A 16,204-nucleotide genomic window follows, 5' to 3' on the forward strand; every position below is an offset into this window, starting at 1 on the left:
CCAAGATCAGCCCGTCTTCAGCCAGGAGCCGATGCGCTCCACCGCCTCGGCCATGTCGGCGGCCGAGCCGGCATAGGAGAAGCGGATGAAGTGGCGGCCGTCGTGGGGGTCGAAATCGACCCCCGGCGTTGCCGCCACCCCGGCCTCGGCCAGCATGCGGCGGGCAAAGGCGAGGCTGTCATTGGTGAAGCGGGACACGTCGGCATAGAGGTAGAAGGCGCCGTCGACCGGCAGGATGCGGTCGAAGCCGATCTTCGGCAGGCTGCTGGTGAGAATGCGGCGGTTCTCGATATAGCCGCGCTTCACCGCCTCCATCTCCTCGCGGCCATCGAACGCGGCCTCGGCGGCGACTTGACTCAAGGTCGGCACCGAGATGGCGAGGTTCTGCTGCAGACGCTCGACCGGGCGCACCAGCGGCTCCGGCACGACCATCCAGCCGACCCGCCAGCCGGTCATGCAGAAATATTTCGAGAACGAGTTGATCACGGTGGCGCGCTCCGACACCGCGACCGCGGTCGCCGCCGGGAAAGCGTAGTCGAGGCCGTGATAGATCTCGTCGGAGACGAAGCGTATGCCGGCATCCTCGGCCGCCGCGATCAGCGCGGCTAGCGCCTCGCCGGTCATCATGGTGCCGGTGGGGTTGGCGGGGCTCGCCACCAGGACGCCCGCAAGCGGGCTTCTGGCGTGCTCGGCCAGAAGCGTCTCGGGAGTGATCGCCCAGCGCGTCTCCGGCCCGGTCTCGATCAGCACCGGCTCGCAGCCCAGCGCCTTGAGGATCTGGCGGTAGGGCGGATAGCCGGGATTGGCGATGGCGACGCGGTCGCCCGGCTGGAACAGCGCCAGGAACGCCAGCACGAACGCCCCGGACGAGCCGGTGGTGACCACGATGCGCTCCGGCGACAGGTCGAACCCGAAAGTCTCGGCGTAGTAGCGGGCAATCCGGCCCCTGAGCGACGGAATGCCGAGCGCCGTGGTGTAGCCGATGCGGCCCTCCTCCAGGCAGCGCGCCGCCGCGGCCCGCGCGGTGGCCGGCGCCGGGGCGGCCGGCTGGCCGACCTCCAGATGCACCACACGGCCGCCGGCCGCCTCGATGCGGGCGGCTTCGGCCATGATGTCCATGACGATGAAGGGGGCGATGTCGGCGCGGGGCGCGGGGCGTAGAAGCGGATCGAGCGGGCTCAGCATGCCTTCGCATAGCGCACAGGTAGCCGACGGGAAACAGGTTCGGGGTGACAAGCGGAGCCAATCGCCTCAACAATTCCGCGACGCCTCATTGTTGCCGCCTCGCAGGTCGATTTGATGCGATCGGCCTTGCCCCCTATGGTCGCGTATTCGAGGCCGGACAGGAGACGCCGCCCGCAATGCCCGACCGTCAGCCCGCCCAACCGCGCACCGCTCCCCGGACCGGCCTGCCGCGACGGATCGCCGCCGCAGCCCTGGCGCTCGTGCTCGCCGTCACCACCGGCAGTCCCCAGCCGGCGGCCGCGCAGGGACAGCCGAAGCTGCCGATCGTCCGCGACGCCGAAACCGAGGCGCTGCTCAAGGACTACATGACGCCGGTTCTCAAGGCGGCGGGCCTCGCGAAGCAGAATGTCGAGGTGACGCTGATCAACGACCGGAATTTCAACGCCTTCGTTGCCGACGGGCGCCGCATTTTCGTCTTCCTCGGCACGCTGGTCGAGGCCAAGAACCCGAACGAGGTCATCGGCGTGCTGGCGCACGAGACCGGCCACATCGCCGGCGGCCATCTCGCCCGCATGCGCCAGCAGCTTGCCGCAGCGCAGACGGTGTCGATCGTCGCCTTCCTGCTGTCGCTCGGCGCCGTCGCCGCAGGCGCGGCGAGCGGCTCGGCGCGCGACACGAACCTCGGCGGCGCGCTGGGCGGCATCATGACCGGCCCGCAGGAGATGATCCGCCGGTCGCTCCTGTCCTATCAGCGCGGCGAGGAACAGGCGGCCGACCGGGCGGCCATCACCTATCTGCACGCCACCCACCAGTCGCCGAAGGGCATGCTGGACACGTTCCGCCGCCTGAGCGACCAGAGCCTGTTCATCTCGCGCGGCGTCGATCCCTACACGCTGTCGCATCCGCTCCCCCGGGAGCGCATCTCGCAGCTCGAGGAACTGGTCGCGAAAAGCCCCTACAAGGATGCGCGCGACCCGGCCGAGCTGCAGCTTCGCCACGATCTGATGCGGGCCAAGATCATCGGCTATTTCGATCGCGCCGACACGGTGGCCCGCCGCTATCCGCTAAGCGACACCAGCCTGCCGGCGCGCTACGCCCGCGCCATATCTGCCTACCGCTTCAAGCAGGTCCGCGAGGCGATCGCCCAGATCGACGGGCTCATCGCCACCCAGCCCAACAACCCCTATTTCCACGAGCTGAAGGGGCAGGCGCTGCTGGAGAGCGCGCGGCCGGCCGAAGCCATCGCGCCGCTGCGGCGGGCGGTGGCGCTGGCGCCGAACGCCAATCTGATCCGCATCATGCTGGGGCAGGCGCTGGTGGCGACCGGCGACAAGGCGCATGCCGAGGAAGCGATCCGCGAGCTGTCGCGGGCGCTGACCCGCGAGACCCTGGCCGCCGACGGCTACCGGCAGCTTGCCATCGCCTATGGCCGCAAGGGCGACATCGCCAATGCCGACCTCGCCTCCGCCCAGGCGGCGTTCGCCGGCGGCGAGTTCCAGACCGCGCGCCACCTCGCGGCCCGCGCCAAGACCCGCTTTGCCAATGGTTCGCCCGGCTGGCTCAAGGCCGACGACATCGAGAACTACAAGCCGCCCAAGCTCGACGGCAGAAGCTGAGCCGGGCACCGAGGCAACCTGCCCGCAAGGCCGGTGCGCGCTTTTGCGAGGAATGCTCTGAGTTGCCGAGTTGTCGCATTCCCTTCCGCGAAACCGGTTCCCACTTTTGCGCAGAATGCTCTAAGCCTGTCGGCAAAGGCCCCTCCGGTCCGGGTTCGAGACGAACGCCCGGCGGGGCCTCTGCCAAGCGATCCCCCGGTCCGTGTCGACCGGCCATCAAGGAGCCCCCGACCAATGACGCTCTTTTCCCTCACGGCGCGGACGGCCATGGCCGGCTTGGCGCTGCTCGCTGCCGCCGCTGTCGCCGCGCCGGCCTGGGCACAAACGGCCGCGCCGCTGACGCGCGAGGATGTCGAGAAGATCGTCCGCGAGACGATCGTGAAGAACCCGGAAATCCTCCAGGAGGCGCTGCAGGAGCTCGAGAAGCGCGCCAATGCCGACGAGGAGAAGCGCCGCAAGCAGGCGCTGTCCGCCAATCGCGATCAGCTGCTCAACTCGCCGAAGAGCGTCGTTATCGGCAACCCCAAGGGCGATGTCACGATTGTAGAGTTCTTCGACTACAATTGTGGGTTCTGCAAGCGCGCGCTCTCCGACCTCGTCGAACTGGTCAAGAGCGACGCCAATCTCAAGGTGGTGCTGAAGGACTTCCCGGTGCTCGGCGAGTCCTCGGTGCAGGCCGCCACGGTGGCGCTCGCCGCCAAGCTGCAGGCGACCCCGGCCAAGTATTTCGAGTTCCACCAGAAGCTGATGGGCGGCCGCGGCGAGGCGACGCGCGAGCGCGCGATGGCGGTGGCCAAGGAGGTCGGCTTCGACATGGCCCGCCTGACCAAGGACATGGAGTCGCCCGAGGTGATGGCGACGCTGCAGGAGAATTTCCGGCTGGCCCAGGATCTCGGCCTCACTGGAACGCCGAGCTATGTGGTCGGCGGCGAGGTGGTGGTCGGCGCCGTCGGGCTGGAGAAGCTGCGCGAGCAGCTGCGGGCGGCGCGCGCGGCCTGCCCGGAAAAGGACTGCTGAACGGAGACGCACTGATTCGAGCATGTCCGGGCGCCAGAAGCGGGGCCGCCGCATCGTCGCGGCCCCGTTCAGGCCAGCCGGACGCGCCCCCGCCCGCATCGGCGCAAAGCCTGTCAATGCCAAAAAAGTCTGAAAGTGCATGCCTGTCGGCCGGACATCCCGGCCCGACGCCGGGCGCCCGGAAATCCACGGGGCGGGCGGGTCGATACAGGCCGCTTTTCACCGGACACATCCATGCCTATAAGAGCGCCGGCGGGCGAACCGGTCGGCCGCGCCAGATGGGTCCGATGGTTGCAGTCTGCAATGGGTGCGATCATCGTCTTCTCGGAATCGGCTGTGGGCCGGATGGAAGCGCGCTCGCCGCGGCGCATCGGCATGACGGCGAGATCGGTCCGGCCGAGACGTATCCTGCGCGAAATCCCCCCGCGCATACGTGTTCAGTGCTCATTCGCGGCGAGCCGACCGCTCCGCCAAGCTGAAGGCGACGGTCTGAACCGGCGCCGGGAGATAGAATGTTGAAGCCCAAACCCGCCATCGATCCTGCCTTGATCCGCGAACTCGCGGAGCTGCTCAACGACACCGACCTCACCGAGGTCGAAGTGCAGCAAGGCGAACTGCGTATCCGCGTTGCCCGCAACATCCAGCTCGCGCCGTTCCCGGCGGCGATGTCGACCAATGCCGTCACCGTCGCGGCGCCGGCGCCGATTCCAGCCGTCGCAGCGGCGGCGGCCGTCGAGGCCGTCGCCGATCTGACCGCCCACCCGGGCTTGGTGAAGTCGCCGATGGTTGGCACCGCCTATCGCGCGCCGGAGCCGGGCTCCAAGGCGTTCGTCGACATCGGCACGCAGGTGAAGGAAGGTCAGACCCTCCTGATCATCGAAGCAATGAAGACGATGAACGCGATTCCCGCGCCGCGCGCCGGCACGGTGACGCAGATCCTTGTCGGCGACGCCCAGCCGGTCGAATACGGCGAGCCGTTGATGATCATCGAGTGACGATCGCGCCCCCCGGGCATCGCCCGGAGGAAATGAGGCTCGCATGTTCACGAAAATCCTGATCGCCAATCGCGGCGAGATCGCGCTCCGCATTCTGCGCGCCTGCAAGGAGCTCGGCATCTCCACCGTCGCCGTCCATTCGACGGCCGATGCCGACGCCATGCACGTCAAGCTCGCCGATGAGAGCGTGTGCATCGGCCCGCCGCCGGCCAAGGACAGCTATCTCAACGTGCCCCAACTGCTGGCGGCGTGCGAGATCACCGGCGCCGAGGCGGTGCATCCGGGCTACGGCTTCCTGTCGGAGAATGCGCGCTTCGCCGAGATCCTCGCCGACCATCACATCGGCTTCATCGGCCCCAAGCCCGAGCACATCCGGCTGATGGGCGACAAGATCGAGGCCAAGCGCACCGCCAAGCGGCTCGGCATCCCGTGCGTGCCGGGCTCGGAGGGCGGCATCACCGACGATGTCGATGCCCGCCGGATCGCCGCCGACATCGGCTATCCGGTGCTGATCAAGGCGGCGGCCGGCGGCGGCGGCCGCGGCATGAAGGTGGCGCGCACCGAGGCCGATCTCGACGTCGCGCTGGCCACCGCCCGCTCCGAGGCCAAGGCGGCCTTCGGTGACTCGACGGTCTATATCGAGAAGTATCTGGAGAAGCCGCGCCACATCGAGATCCAGGTGCTGGGCGACGGCCGCGGCAACGCCGTCCATATCGGCGAGCGCGACTGCTCGCTGCAGCGCCGCCACCAGAAAGTATGGGAGGAAAGCCCCTCCCCGGCCCTCAATGTCGACGCCCGCAACCGCATCGGCGAGGTCGTCGCCGACGCCATGCGCAAGCTGAAATACCTGTCGGCCGGGACGGTGGAATTCCTGTACGAGAACGGCGAATTCTACTTCATCGAGATGAACACCCGTATCCAGGTCGAGCATCCGGTGACCGAGATGGTCACCGGCATCGATCTGCTCAACGAGCAGATCCGGCTCGCCGCCGGCCTGCCGCTGTCGATCACCCAGGACGACATCGTGATCAACGGCCACGCCATCGAGTGCCGGCTCAATGCCGAGAACCCGACCACCTTCCGCCCTTCTCCTGGCAAGATCACCTATTTCCACCCGCCGGGGGGCCTGGGCGTGCGCGTCGATTCGGCGGTCTATCAGGGCTACACCATCCCGCCCTATTACGACTCGCTGGTCGGCAAGCTGATCGTCCACGGCAAGACCCGCAACGAGTGCCTGATGCGGCTGCGCCGCGCCTTGGACGAGATCGTGGTCGACGGCGTGGAGACCACCGCGCCGCTGTTCCGCACGCTGGTGCGCCACCCCGACATCGCCAACGGCCAATACGACATCCATTGGCTGGAGCATTTCCTGGCCGGCTCGCCCGACATCTGAGCGTTTCGGCCGGCGGCGAACGCTTCGCCGTACCCTGCTGCGATGCTGCCGCGATGTGCTATGGTCGTCGCGGCTCTTCGCTGGGGGGCGGAGATATCTGGCCATGACGCGCGGCTTCACCGGACAGGTGGACATCACGCCCGAAGTTCTGCTGAAGGCCTATGCCTGCGGCATCTTTCCGATGGCCGAGAGTGCCGAGGATCCGGGCCTGTACTGGATCGAGCCGGAACGGCGCGGCATTATTCCGCTGGACGGCCTGCATGTGAGCCGGCGCCTCGCCCGCACCATCCGCTCCGACCGGTTCGAGGTGCGGGTCGACCACGATTTCGAGGGCGTGCTCGACGGTTGCTCGGAACCGGCGCCGGGGCGCATGCGCACCTGGATCAATGCGCGCATCCGCCGGCTCTATCGCGATCTGTTCGATCTCGGGCACTGCCACTCGGTCGAAGCCTACCGCGACGGGCTGCTGGTCGGCGGGCTCTATGGGGTTGCGATCGGCCGCGCCTTCTTCGGCGAGAGCATGTTCCACGTCGAGACCGACGCCTCCAAGGTGGCGCTGGTGCACCTCGTGGCGCTGCTCCTTGTCGGCGGCTTCACCCTGCTCGACACCCAGTTCTCCACCCGCCATCTGGAGAGCTTCGGCTGCATCGAGGTGTCACGGCACCAGTACCATCGGCTGCTCGAACAGGCGCTCGCCGGACGCGCCGATTTCCGTTCCGCCGCGCGCCGGCCGATGCCGGGTGCCGCCGCGCTCGCCATCGTGCAATCGGCCAATGAGCGCCGCTCCGATCCGGGCTGAGGCTGCCTGCCGGAGCCGCCGATTCTGCTGCCACTTCAAGCCATGACCGAACGGAAGACCAACTTTTTTCCGTTCTGAGCATATTTTGCGTATGCTCGCTATCGACGAGATGACTTCGCCGCCCAATTACTGTGGTTGCCAAAAATCCTGAGGAGGCAGCAATGCAGCGTCTGAACAAGGCCGTTCACGTCATCTTCCGCGTGGCCCTGCTGGCCCTGGTCGCAATGGTCAGCGTGCCGACCCCGTCGGAAGCGGCGACGGGCACGGTACGGGCGGTCATCACCCGCGGCGGCTTCATCATCGGCGTCGGCGGCGGCGAAGGCACGCTCACCTTCAAGGGGCGCCTCTATCCGCTGCGTTTCGGCGGCATCAGCGCGGGTGCCATCATCGGTGCGTCGCAGTCGGAACTGGTCGGCCGAGCCTTCAATCTGCGCCGGGCGTCCGACATCGCCGGCACCTACACCGCCATCGGCGCAGGTGCGTCTTTTGCCGGTGGTGCCGGTGCGGTCCGTCTGCAGAATTCGAACGGCGTGATCCTCGAACTGTCCGGTCAGCGGGTGGGCTTCGACATTTCCGCCGGCCTCAGCGGCATGTCGGTGAGCCTGCGTTAGAGCATTCTCCGGTCGCGTCGCGACCGACCGAGTCGGTGAGAATCCGAGTTGGATTTCGGGGCGCAGCCGGTGGGCTGCGCCCTTTTTCCATTTGGCGGGCGCGCCGCACGCTCGATCGCGCGCATCTGGACGGCCGCGTGCAAACAGCCGCGGGAGCGCGCCGGTCCCTGCCCGGTTCGCACCGATCCGTGCAAACGCCCGCGGACGAGGCCAGAGTTCCCGACCGCGTCCGGACGGGCCGACGGCACGTCCCCTGCCCGTCGCCGATGTATTGCCCGACGGTGCGGTGGCGCCGGCAAAGGCGCTCCAGGTTGCACTGCAAGACCGCCATGTGCATTGCAGAGCGGCGGTGTCCAATTACGCCATGAGGGGCCGTTTTGACCGGCTTCAACTGGCCTGCTGCCGCCGGTTTCGGTGGAAAGCTCGACGGCAGCAGCGCTCCCCTGCCAATTCCGTTGCGGACGGACAATCAACGACAAGTCCTCTGCTTTATTGTTACGTCGATGTGCGGAATTTTGACTTCACATTGGAAATGTACCATTTCGAATATGGACTTGCGCTGTTGACCTCGGCGCGCGGTTGACTATGAATCGTGGCTGCGGATGCGGCATACTTCAGGTGTGCCGTGTGGGCTGGCATTCTGCTTCCGGCAGCGGGAGTTCCGGCAATCGGAGTCCGGGGCTCCGGCATGGTCGGCCCGGATTTCGTATGAGGGGATGACGATTGTGACTGTGGCGGGCCAGCGGAGATTGGACGTTTCCCATGGCGGCAGCGCGCGGATGGCGCGCGGCACGCAGGCCGAACGGATGTCCGGGGTGAGGCGGGCGCTGCTGTCGATCCTCCTTCCAGCCCTGCTGTGGTCGCCGAACGTGGCGGCCGCTCAAGTGCAGCCGGAGCCGCCGCAGGTCCATCAAACGCACGCCCCCGCCATCGCTGCGCCACCCGCGCCGGCAGTAGCGGAACCTACGTCCCCGCCCGCTCCCTCCCCGGCGACAGAGGCTCCCTCGGCGACAGCACCAACGGCGGCGCCTCTCCCCACTGCTGCAGCCCCCGCTGCCGCGCCGTCGATCGACAGGCCCGCCGACCTGCCGCGCGATCTGTCGCCGCTCGGCATGTTCCTGGCGGCCGACATCGTAGTGCAGGTGGTGATGGTCGGCCTGTTGCTGGCCTCGGTGCTGACCTGGACGGTGTGGCTCGCCAAGACGGTCGAACTCACCGCCGCGCGCCGGCGCGTCCGTGCCGATCTGGAGGTGCTGGAAGACTCGGCCACGCTTGATGCCGCGCTGGCGCGACTCGTGCCGCAGGACGGCGCGGTGACGGCGCTGGCCCGCGCCGCAGCCGTCGAGATCGACGCATCGGGCGAGCTTGCGGCGGCCGGCATCAAGGAGCGCATCCTCTCCCGCCTTGAGCGCATCGAGGCCGCAGCCAGCCGCCGGATCGCGCGCGGCACCGGAATCCTGGCCACCATCGGCTCGACCGCGCCGTTCGTCGGCCTGTTCGGCACGGTGTGGGGCATCATGAACAGCTTCATCGGCATCTCGAAGGCGCAGACCACCAATCTGGCGGTGGTGGCGCCCGGCATCGCCGAGGCGCTGCTCGCAACGGCGCTCGGTCTGGTCGCCGCCATCCCGGCGGTGATGATCTACAATGCCTTCGCGCGCCAGATCACCGGCTATCGCGGGCTGGTCGGCGATGCGGCGGCGGCGGTGCTGCGCCTCGCCGGCCGCGACCTGGACCGCCACGCCGCCGGCCGGCCGCGCGTGGCGCGGACCGCTGCGGAGTAATGCCATGGCAATGCACTTCGGCCGCGGCGACGGCGACATCGACGAGGTGCACGAGATCAATGTCACGCCGTTCATCGACGTGATGCTGGTGCTGCTCATCATCTTCATGATCGCGGCGCCGCTCGCCACCGTCGATGTGGCGGTCAACCTGCCCTCCTCCACCGCCGAACGGCAGCCGCGGCCCGACCGTCCGCTGTTCCTGACCGTGAAGTCCGACCTGTCGCTGACGGTCGGCGAGGATTCGGTGAGCCGCGAGGGGCTTGCCGCCGCGCTCGACCGCGCCGCCGGCGGCGACCGCGAGCAGCGGGTGTTCCTGCGCGCCGACAAGGCGGTGGCCTATGGCGATCTGATGTCGGTGATGAACGTGCTGCGCTCGACCGGCTATCTCAAGGTCGCGCTGGTCGGGCTCGATGCCGGAGGGCAGCGATGACTTCGCCCACGTTCCCCCGTCAGGATTCGCTGCGCTGGGGCCTCGCATTCGCGTTTGCCGCGGCGGCGCACGGCGCGGTCGCATTGGCGGTGCTGACCAATTGGCAGTCCGAGGAGGTGACGGCCGGCATGCCGGTGGTGATCGAGCTCGAACTGATGTCAGCCTCGCCGGACTCGGCCAGCAGCGAGAGCGTTCCGGGGCCCGAGCAGACCCAGGCCGATCTCACCCCTGAGCCGAAGACGACCGAGGAAACCGAGCCCGAAAAGACCGAGTCGCCCCCCGAGCCTGAGACGGCCGAGACGCCACTCGAGACCGAGCAGGCGGCGGTGGAGCCGCCGACGCCCGATCCGATCGAGGTGCCGGAGACGGTGCCGGCAGTACCGGCCCCGAAGCCGGTGCCGCGGCCCGACATCAAGACCTCCGAAGTCAAGAAGCCCGATCCGAAGCGCGAGGCGAAGAAGCCCGAGCGCAAGCCGAAGCGGCCGCAGACGGCCGCGGCCACCACCGCGCCGAGTTCCGCCGAAGCCGTGGCGTCCGTCCCGGCATCGCAGACGTTCGGCCACGGCGCGAGCAACGCGCTGCCGAACTGGAATAGCCGGATCGTCGCCCATCTGCAGCGCCATAAGCGCTACCCGGCCGAAGCGCAGGCGCGCGGCGAGACCGGCGTCGCCCGGCTCAGTTTTACCGTCGATCGCGCCGGCCACGTCATTGCCAGCCGCCTCACCGCCAGCTCCGGCCACTCGTCGCTCGACCGCGAGACGGCCGAGCTGATCCTGCGGGCGCAGCCGCTACCGCCGCCGCCGCCCGAGCTTGCGGGCGCGCGCTTCAGCTTCTCGGTGCCGATCCGCTACAGCCTGCGGTGAGGCAGCCGCGTCTCCTCGGGCGAGGTGAAGGTGCGCGACCTGGGACCGCCGGCAGGAAAGCCACTCATTGCGCAGACGATCCTGGCTCACGCGCCCGAGGGCGCTTGGCCGGGATGACGAAGCCCAGGTCGTCGTCCCGGGCAAGCAGCGAAGCTGCGCGACCCGGGACCGTTTCAGGAAAGAGACTCGCTCTACAGTGGGCGCAATTGCGCAGCGTAGTCCGCCATTTCCGCCGCCTGTATCTGCCGTCAGCTTCGGCGCAATACGCTTTGCTATTGCGCCCTCGGAGCCTGCTCTGCGCACGATCCCGGCTCGGCGCTTCGCGCCGTCCGGGATGACACGGGAGAGAGCATCATACCAACGGCTGCGAAAGCGGACCGTTGGCTCCGGTTGCGGATTTTCGAGAAATCTTTGATTTCCCACAAGAAAATCCGTGAGAGTCAACGGCCCCACGCGTCAGTGTCTGGGGCCGTTGGTATCACGCCGCGCGGGTGGCGGTGCCCTGGGCGGCCATGTCGAGGGCGGCGTGCAGGCCGGAGGTGAGGTTCACCGACCAGAACGCACCGGCGCGGGTGGTGGTCATCACCTCATCGACGATGTTGATCAGCCCGGCGGCGCGCCAATTGGCGAGCAGGCGTTCGGCCGCTGCCAGCACGCCGGGCGCCTCGCGTTCCAGAGCTGCGAGGTCGAGCCGCCCGAGATCGAGCGAGGTGATGACGCGGGTACGGGCGGCGTGGTCGGCCGGAAGCCGGGCGATGCCCTCGATCGGCCAGCGGCCGGCGGCGATCGCCTCGGCGCGGCGGTCGAGCGCGGGAATGGTGCGCCAGGACAGGCCGTGGGCCGAGCCGCCGGCCCCGGCGCCGAAGGCGAGGCACACCGCACCGTCCTTGACCAGCCGGTTGTAGCGGTTGCGCTCGACCGTGGTGCGGCCGAAATGCGCCTGCGAAAGCTGGCGCCAGCCGGCATCGACAAGGCGGCTCACCGCCTCGTCATAGAAGCGGGCCTGATCGCCGAGAACCGCCGCCTGCGGCAGCTTGCCCCGCACGATCGCCTTGGCCAGCGGGCCGTGCTGCCAGACGTTCAGGGCATAGACGTCGACGCCGTCGAGGCCGAGTGCCATCGCGGTCGAAACATCGACCTGCCAAGTGCGGCTGTCCTGTCCCGGCAGGCCATAGATCAGGTCGGCGATCACCGCCGGGCCGTTGAGCGCCAATAGGTCGCCCAGCGCCCGCTCGATCTGGGCGCGGCTGGCCTTGCGGCCAAGGCGGCGGCGAATCGTCGTGTCGAACGATTGCACGCCGATCGAGAAACGGTTGGCGCCGGCATCGCGGGCGGCCTTCGCCTTGTCGATCGGGAAATCGTGGATGCGGCCCTCCACCGTGATCTCGCAATCGGCGGCCAGCGGCAGATGCCGGCGCAGACCCTCGATCAGGCGGCCGAGATCGGCGGCGGCCAACGCGGTCGGCGTGCCGCCGCCGAGATAGACCGCGGCGATCGGCGGTCCCTCGGCGACCAGCGGCGCGTCAGCGGCGCGCGCCAGCTCGGCCAGCACGTCGTCGACGAACGGCGCCGACAGATCCGGGTGCCACACCGTCTGGAAGAAGCCGCAGAACAGGCAATGATTGTGGCAGAACGGAATGTGCAGATAGGCGACGGTGGTATCCTCGCGCCGGCGGGCGAGCGCGTCCGCGTAAACCGCCGCGGTCTCCTCCGGCGGCACCGGCGTGGCGTTGCGCCAGGGCATGACCGGCACGCGCGCCGTGAAGGCGCCCGTCAGCGGGTCGCCCTCGCCTGCCGCGAAGAAGCGGGCGATCGGATCGGCTGCCGGCGCCTTGTGGCCGGACATGGACGGCTGGCCGTTCACGCCGCGGCCTCCACCGCACCGGCCAGCCGGTCGGCCAGCGCGCGGAAGGCTTCGAGCTGGTCGACGCGCAGCGCGCGGCTCTCGTCGCGGCCGACGAACACCTTGAACATGATGCCGCCGTCGATGTTGAAGAACAGCACCGCCGCCGACGGCTTGCCCATGAACGGGCGCTCGACGAAGCCCAGCCCGCCGCAGCGGTCGTGGCGCAGATGGCCGTGCAGGCCGCTCGACGACATCAGATTGAAATAGCCATGGCCGATCTCGCCGCGCGGCACGGCGGTGGTCATCTCGAAGATGCCGTCTACGGTGTGGACGATGACCGTGACCTCGCCCCAGCCGGCGATGTCGGCCATCACTTCCTCGAAAGCGGACGCCGGCGCGAAGCGGCGCATCGCTGCGGGCAGCGCCTCGACCACGGTGCGGGCGCTGACGCCGTATTCATGGGCGGCCTGCTCGATCACCAGGCCCGGATTGGCGGCAATTCGGCGGACGAGTTCGGCGGGTACGGTCATGTCTCTCACTCCACGGCCCGCGGCTCCTGCCGCGGGCGCTGCCTGGGGATGGGAATTGGGCCGGCCGGCTCAGCCGGTCTTGGCCTCGATGGTCTGGCGCACCTCGAAGCCTTCGAATGTCGGGTGTTCGAGATAGATGCCGGAGGCCGAGCCGCCGCCGGCGCCGGAATGGGCGCTGCGGAACTGCTCGGAGGTGGTCCAGTGCTCGAAGTCAGCCTTCGTCGCCCACACCGTGTGCGAGGCGTAGAGCGTGTGGTCCGCCGCTTCCGGCCCCTTGAGCAGATGGAAGGCGACGAAGCCCGGCAGTTCGGGCAGGCGCGAGTCGCGGCCGAGCCAGATGCGCTCGAACGCGTCCTCCTGGCCCTTGGCGATGCGAAAGCGATTCATGGCGATGAACACGGTTCTTCTCCTGGTGCTGGCGTCGGCTGGCGAACGAACGCTGGGAAAACGACAAGTCCTGCCGGCGGCACCGGGGGGCGGGCCGCCGGCAGGTCCGCGCAGGCCGCGCGGAGAACGGGTGCGTGGAGTTCGGGTGCCGGAGAGAGGCCGGCGCGGCGTAACGGAGGTGAAACGCCGGCCGGCCTCCTGCGCGTTCCGGGCGATCGCACAGCGATCCCGGAGCGGCCGCGCGTGGGGGCCTCGCGCGGACGTTCAAGTGCCGTGTCCGCACGAACCGGTCTGGGCGCGGTCGCCGGCAGGCGCATCGTTCAGCCCCCGAACCGGATCTTGAGCCCGCCCTTGAAGGCGAGGCCGGGGGCGGCGGTGGCCAGGATCATGTCGGGCTGCGCGACAGGGATCGGCAGATAGTATTCGTCGAGCAGGTTGGTCACCGCGGCGTGCAGCAGCACGTCCGGGGTCGGCTGGTAGCCGACATAGATGTCCACCAGATTGTAGGCGGCGGTGTAGGTGTAGCCGTCGGGAACGTGGTCGTAGCGCGCCGCCGTCCAGCTTGCCTCCACCGTCAGCTTGCGGTCGAGCAGGCGGATGCCGGCGGCGGTGACGATCCGGTCGGACGGGATCGACAGCAGCGCAAGATCGTCGATGACGTTGCGCCCCTCCATCCACTGGGCGGTGAGGCGGAGATACCAGCCGCCGGCATCGTAGCGGCCTTCGAACTCGAAGCCCTCGATCACCGCCTCGGGAATGTTGCGGTATTGCGCCAGCGAATAGTCGTTGATGGTCACCACCGGAACCGGCGGACAGCCGGGAAACGTCACCGGACACCAAGTGACCGGATCGCCATAGGTGAAGATTTCAATGTAGTTCTCGACGTCGTTGCGGAACACATTGATCTTGGCGCGCAGCGCATCGCCCTTCTTGAACAAGTCGTCCTTGCGGATGTTGAAGCCGATCTCCTTGGTCTTGCCGACTTCCGGCTGCAGCGCCGGATTGGGCACGAAGGTGAACAGGCTCGGAATGCCGGGCGCGTAGCCGGGGTGGGCGCCGGCCACCAGCGTCTCGGTCACGGCGGGAGCGCGATAGCCCTCGGCATAGGTGCCGTAGACGGTGAGCCACGGCAGCGGCGTGATGCCGAGCGTGACCTTGGGCGAGATGCGGTCGCCTTCCGAGGAATTGCCGCCGCCGGACAGCTCGTAGCCGTCATAGCGGGCGGCGGTGATCAACTCGAACCAATCGGCATGATTGAGCTTCCACTGCAGGAAGCCGCCATAGACGGAGCGCTCGCCGGACGGGGTCGAGAGATCCGAGGCGCCGGTGGGGTCGTTGGTCGAGACCTGATCGTTGAAGAAGTCGGCGCCATAGGTGAAGGCGTGGCGAAACGAGCCGGTGTCGAAGCGCGTGGTGTTGTGGAGGTCGAAGCCGGCGGTGTCGATGCTGAAGTTGCGCGCCGCGCCAAGTATACCGCTGATCTGGCCCGAGGTGCCGCCGACCTTTGTCTGGTCCATGTCGGTGCGGTTCCAGTAGACCGAACCCTCGAAATCGAACAGCCGGTCCTCGGGCTTGGAATAGCGCCAGCGCAGCGAGGCGGTGTCGTTCTGCAGCTTGGTGTCGTAGGCCGAGGCCGAAGCCGTGGTCTGGCCGACCACGTAATCGGAGCGGTTGGTGAGGCCGGCGAGCTTGATCTCGTGGCCGTCGGCGGGACGGAACGTGGCCTTGGCGAGGCCGGATGAGATGTCGTTGCCCGAATTGTCCACCCGCTCGCCATTGCCGTTGTCGTAGTCGGACTCCGTCCGGTAGGAGGCGCCGAACGCGACGTCGTAGCTGTCGGCCGGCCGCACGGCGCCGAACAGCGAGCCCATCGCTTGGCCGCGATTGGTGCCGAACAGGGTGTTGGCCAGCGCGCCCCAGCGCTCGCCCGGCCGCAGGATGTCGTCGGTGTCCTTGGTGGTGAACGACACCACGCCGCCGATGGCGCCGGAGCCGTAGATGTTGGCCACCGGGCCGCGCACCACCTCGGCCCCGGAGAGCATCTCCGGATCGAGATAGAACTGGCCGTCGGAGCCGTGCCCCGAGCGCTGGAAGTTCTGACGGGCGCCGTCGACGATCACCGCGACGCGGCCGAAATCCTGCAGGCCGCGAATATTGATGGACGAGCCGGGGTCGTCGCCGCGATCGGAGAACGAAACGCCGGGCACGTACTTGAACACCTCGGCCGGCCGGGTCGGCATGATGGTGTCGAGGTCGCCCTCGGTCACGACGCTGACCGCGGCCAGCGCGTCGATCGCCAATTCCTCGGTCCGCGTCGCCAGCACCGTCACCGGATCGAGCATCAGCACCTCGTCGGCGCTCATCTCCTGTTGCGCCGTCGCCTGCTGCGCGCTTGCCGCCTGCGGCACCGCGGCGGCAAGGGCACCGGCCGCCGCCATCGACACCCCTGCCAGCCGCGCCGCCGCGCCTCCTGTCCGATTCGTCTTCACTCGCCTGCTCCTGCGCCTGCCTTGATCGACTCGCTGCTGGCGGGCGCGCCGGATGGCGGCTGGCTGGCAGGGCCGCCCGGCGATGCGGGCGGCACTCAGCTATTGCATTTAGTAGTCATTTGCATTAGGTCGAGTCAACAAATATAAATGAAGTTTAGATTGTTTCAAAAAAGCGGTCTTCGTTTCTGGAATCGTTCGAAACGAAGCAACTGCATCATGCCGATCGAATAAAAGGGGCAGGTCTGACGTGCTGAATGAT

14 protein-coding genes are annotated in these 16,204 nt (G+C 68.3%); 9 read left to right on the forward strand and 5 right to left on the reverse strand.

Annotated elements, in window-relative coordinates:
* Positions 1-6 precede the first annotated feature (6 nt).
* On the reverse strand, positions 7-1,185 hold the full coding sequence (locus tag BLTE_RS07710) for an aminotransferase class I/II-fold pyridoxal phosphate-dependent enzyme (protein WP_244600153.1): 1,179 nt from the start codon (positions 1,183-1,185) through the stop codon (positions 7-9).
* Positions 1,186-1,361: 176 nt separating this feature from the next.
* On the opposite strand from BLTE_RS07710, the gene BLTE_RS07715 reads away from it, so the two are divergent.
* The 9 genes from BLTE_RS07715 to BLTE_RS07755 all read left to right on the forward strand — a co-directional run bounded on the left by BLTE_RS07715 (position 1,362) and on the right by BLTE_RS07755 (position 10,693).
* Complete coding sequence (locus BLTE_RS07715; protein ID WP_126399061.1) at positions 1,362-2,801, forward strand: M48 family metalloprotease; 1,440 nt, start codon at positions 1,362-1,364, stop codon at positions 2,799-2,801.
* 234 nt (positions 2,802-3,035) lie between these two features.
* Positions 3,036-3,818: a DsbA family protein gene (locus BLTE_RS07720; RefSeq protein ID WP_244600154.1), complete on the forward strand. Its 783-nt coding sequence runs from the start codon at positions 3,036-3,038 to the stop codon at positions 3,816-3,818.
* A gap of 512 nt (positions 3,819-4,330) precedes the next feature.
* Complete coding sequence (gene accB, locus BLTE_RS07725; RefSeq protein WP_126399063.1) at positions 4,331-4,813, forward strand: acetyl-CoA carboxylase biotin carboxyl carrier protein; 483 nt, start codon at positions 4,331-4,333, stop codon at positions 4,811-4,813.
* Positions 4,814-4,856: 43 nt separating this feature from the next.
* Complete coding sequence (gene accC / locus BLTE_RS07730; RefSeq protein ID WP_126399065.1) at positions 4,857-6,206, forward strand: acetyl-CoA carboxylase biotin carboxylase subunit; 1,350 nt, start codon at positions 4,857-4,859, stop codon at positions 6,204-6,206.
* 103 nt (positions 6,207-6,309) lie between these two features.
* Positions 6,310-7,005 (forward strand): leucyl/phenylalanyl-tRNA--protein transferase, encoded by a 696-nt coding sequence (aat, locus tag BLTE_RS07735; protein ID WP_126399067.1) that lies wholly within the window; start codon positions 6,310-6,312, stop codon positions 7,003-7,005.
* Between the two features lie 161 nt (positions 7,006-7,166).
* Positions 7,167-7,616, forward strand: coding sequence for a hypothetical protein (locus BLTE_RS07740; protein ID WP_126399069.1), 450 nt, complete (start codon positions 7,167-7,169; stop codon positions 7,614-7,616).
* Between the two features lie 716 nt (positions 7,617-8,332).
* Complete coding sequence (gene exbB / locus BLTE_RS07745) at positions 8,333-9,400, forward strand: tonB-system energizer ExbB (protein WP_425290288.1); 1,068 nt, start codon at positions 8,333-8,335, stop codon at positions 9,398-9,400.
* A 4-nt stretch (positions 9,401-9,404) separates the two neighbouring features.
* The gene (gene exbD, locus BLTE_RS07750; protein WP_126399071.1) at positions 9,405-9,830 is read left to right on the forward strand and encodes a TonB system transport protein ExbD; all 426 of its coding nucleotides are present in this window, start codon (positions 9,405-9,407) and stop codon (positions 9,828-9,830) included.
* On the forward strand, positions 9,827-10,693 hold the full coding sequence (locus tag BLTE_RS07755) for an energy transducer TonB (protein WP_126399073.1): 867 nt from the start codon (positions 9,827-9,829) through the stop codon (positions 10,691-10,693). The genes exbD and BLTE_RS07755 overlap by 4 nt, the downstream gene beginning before the upstream one ends.
* A 478-nt stretch (positions 10,694-11,171) precedes the next feature.
* Here the strand turns inward: BLTE_RS07755 and hutW are convergent, their stop codons facing one another.
* From hutW to BLTE_RS07775, 4 genes are all read right to left on the reverse strand, one after another.
* A complete protein-coding gene (gene hutW / locus BLTE_RS07760) occupies positions 11,172-12,557 on the reverse strand; it encodes a heme anaerobic degradation radical SAM methyltransferase ChuW/HutW (RefSeq protein ID WP_126399075.1) in 1,386 nt (461 codons plus the stop codon).
* Positions 12,554-13,069, reverse strand: coding sequence for a heme utilization cystosolic carrier protein HutX (hutX, locus tag BLTE_RS07765; protein ID WP_126399077.1), 516 nt, complete (start codon positions 13,067-13,069; stop codon positions 12,554-12,556). The genes hutW and hutX overlap by 4 nt, the downstream gene beginning before the upstream one ends.
* Before the next feature lie 69 nt (positions 13,070-13,138).
* Complete coding sequence (gene hmuQ / locus BLTE_RS07770; RefSeq protein ID WP_126399079.1) at positions 13,139-13,468, reverse strand: heme-degrading protein HmuQ; 330 nt, start codon at positions 13,466-13,468, stop codon at positions 13,139-13,141.
* Between the two features lie 308 nt (positions 13,469-13,776).
* Positions 13,777-15,945 (reverse strand): TonB-dependent hemoglobin/transferrin/lactoferrin family receptor, encoded by a 2,169-nt coding sequence (locus BLTE_RS07775; RefSeq protein ID WP_244600155.1) that lies wholly within the window; start codon positions 15,943-15,945, stop codon positions 13,777-13,779.
* Positions 15,946-16,204 lie beyond the last annotated feature (259 nt).

Origin of the sequence: Blastochloris tepida, from assembly GCF_003966715.1 — a bacterium.
GTDB lineage: Bacteria > Pseudomonadota > Alphaproteobacteria > Rhizobiales > Xanthobacteraceae > Blastochloris > Blastochloris tepida.

Excerpts from the sequence above, each read along its gene's own strand:
- BLTE_RS07710 (WP_244600153.1), bottom strand. The coding sequence starts at position 1,185 with ATGCTGAGCCCGCTCGATCCGCTTCTACGCCCCGCGCCCCGCGCCGAC.
- BLTE_RS07715 (WP_126399061.1), top strand. The coding sequence starts at position 1,362 with ATGCCCGACCGTCAGCCCGCCCAACCGCGCACCGCTCCCCGGACCGGC.
- BLTE_RS07720 (WP_244600154.1), top strand. The coding sequence starts at position 3,036 with ATGACGCTCTTTTCCCTCACGGCGCGGACGGCCATGGCCGGCTTGGCG.
- accB (WP_126399063.1), top strand. The coding sequence starts at position 4,331 with ATGTTGAAGCCCAAACCCGCCATCGATCCTGCCTTGATCCGCGAACTC.
- accC (WP_126399065.1), top strand. The coding sequence starts at position 4,857 with ATGTTCACGAAAATCCTGATCGCCAATCGCGGCGAGATCGCGCTCCGC.
- aat (WP_126399067.1), top strand. The coding sequence starts at position 6,310 with ATGACGCGCGGCTTCACCGGACAGGTGGACATCACGCCCGAAGTTCTG.
- BLTE_RS07740 (WP_126399069.1), top strand. The coding sequence starts at position 7,167 with ATGCAGCGTCTGAACAAGGCCGTTCACGTCATCTTCCGCGTGGCCCTG.
- exbB (WP_425290288.1), top strand. The coding sequence starts at position 8,333 with ATGACGATTGTGACTGTGGCGGGCCAGCGGAGATTGGACGTTTCCCAT.
- exbD (WP_126399071.1), top strand. The coding sequence starts at position 9,405 with ATGGCAATGCACTTCGGCCGCGGCGACGGCGACATCGACGAGGTGCAC.
- BLTE_RS07755 (WP_126399073.1), top strand. The coding sequence starts at position 9,827 with ATGACTTCGCCCACGTTCCCCCGTCAGGATTCGCTGCGCTGGGGCCTC.
- hutX (WP_126399077.1), bottom strand. The coding sequence starts at position 13,069 with ATGACCGTACCCGCCGAACTCGTCCGCCGAATTGCCGCCAATCCGGGC.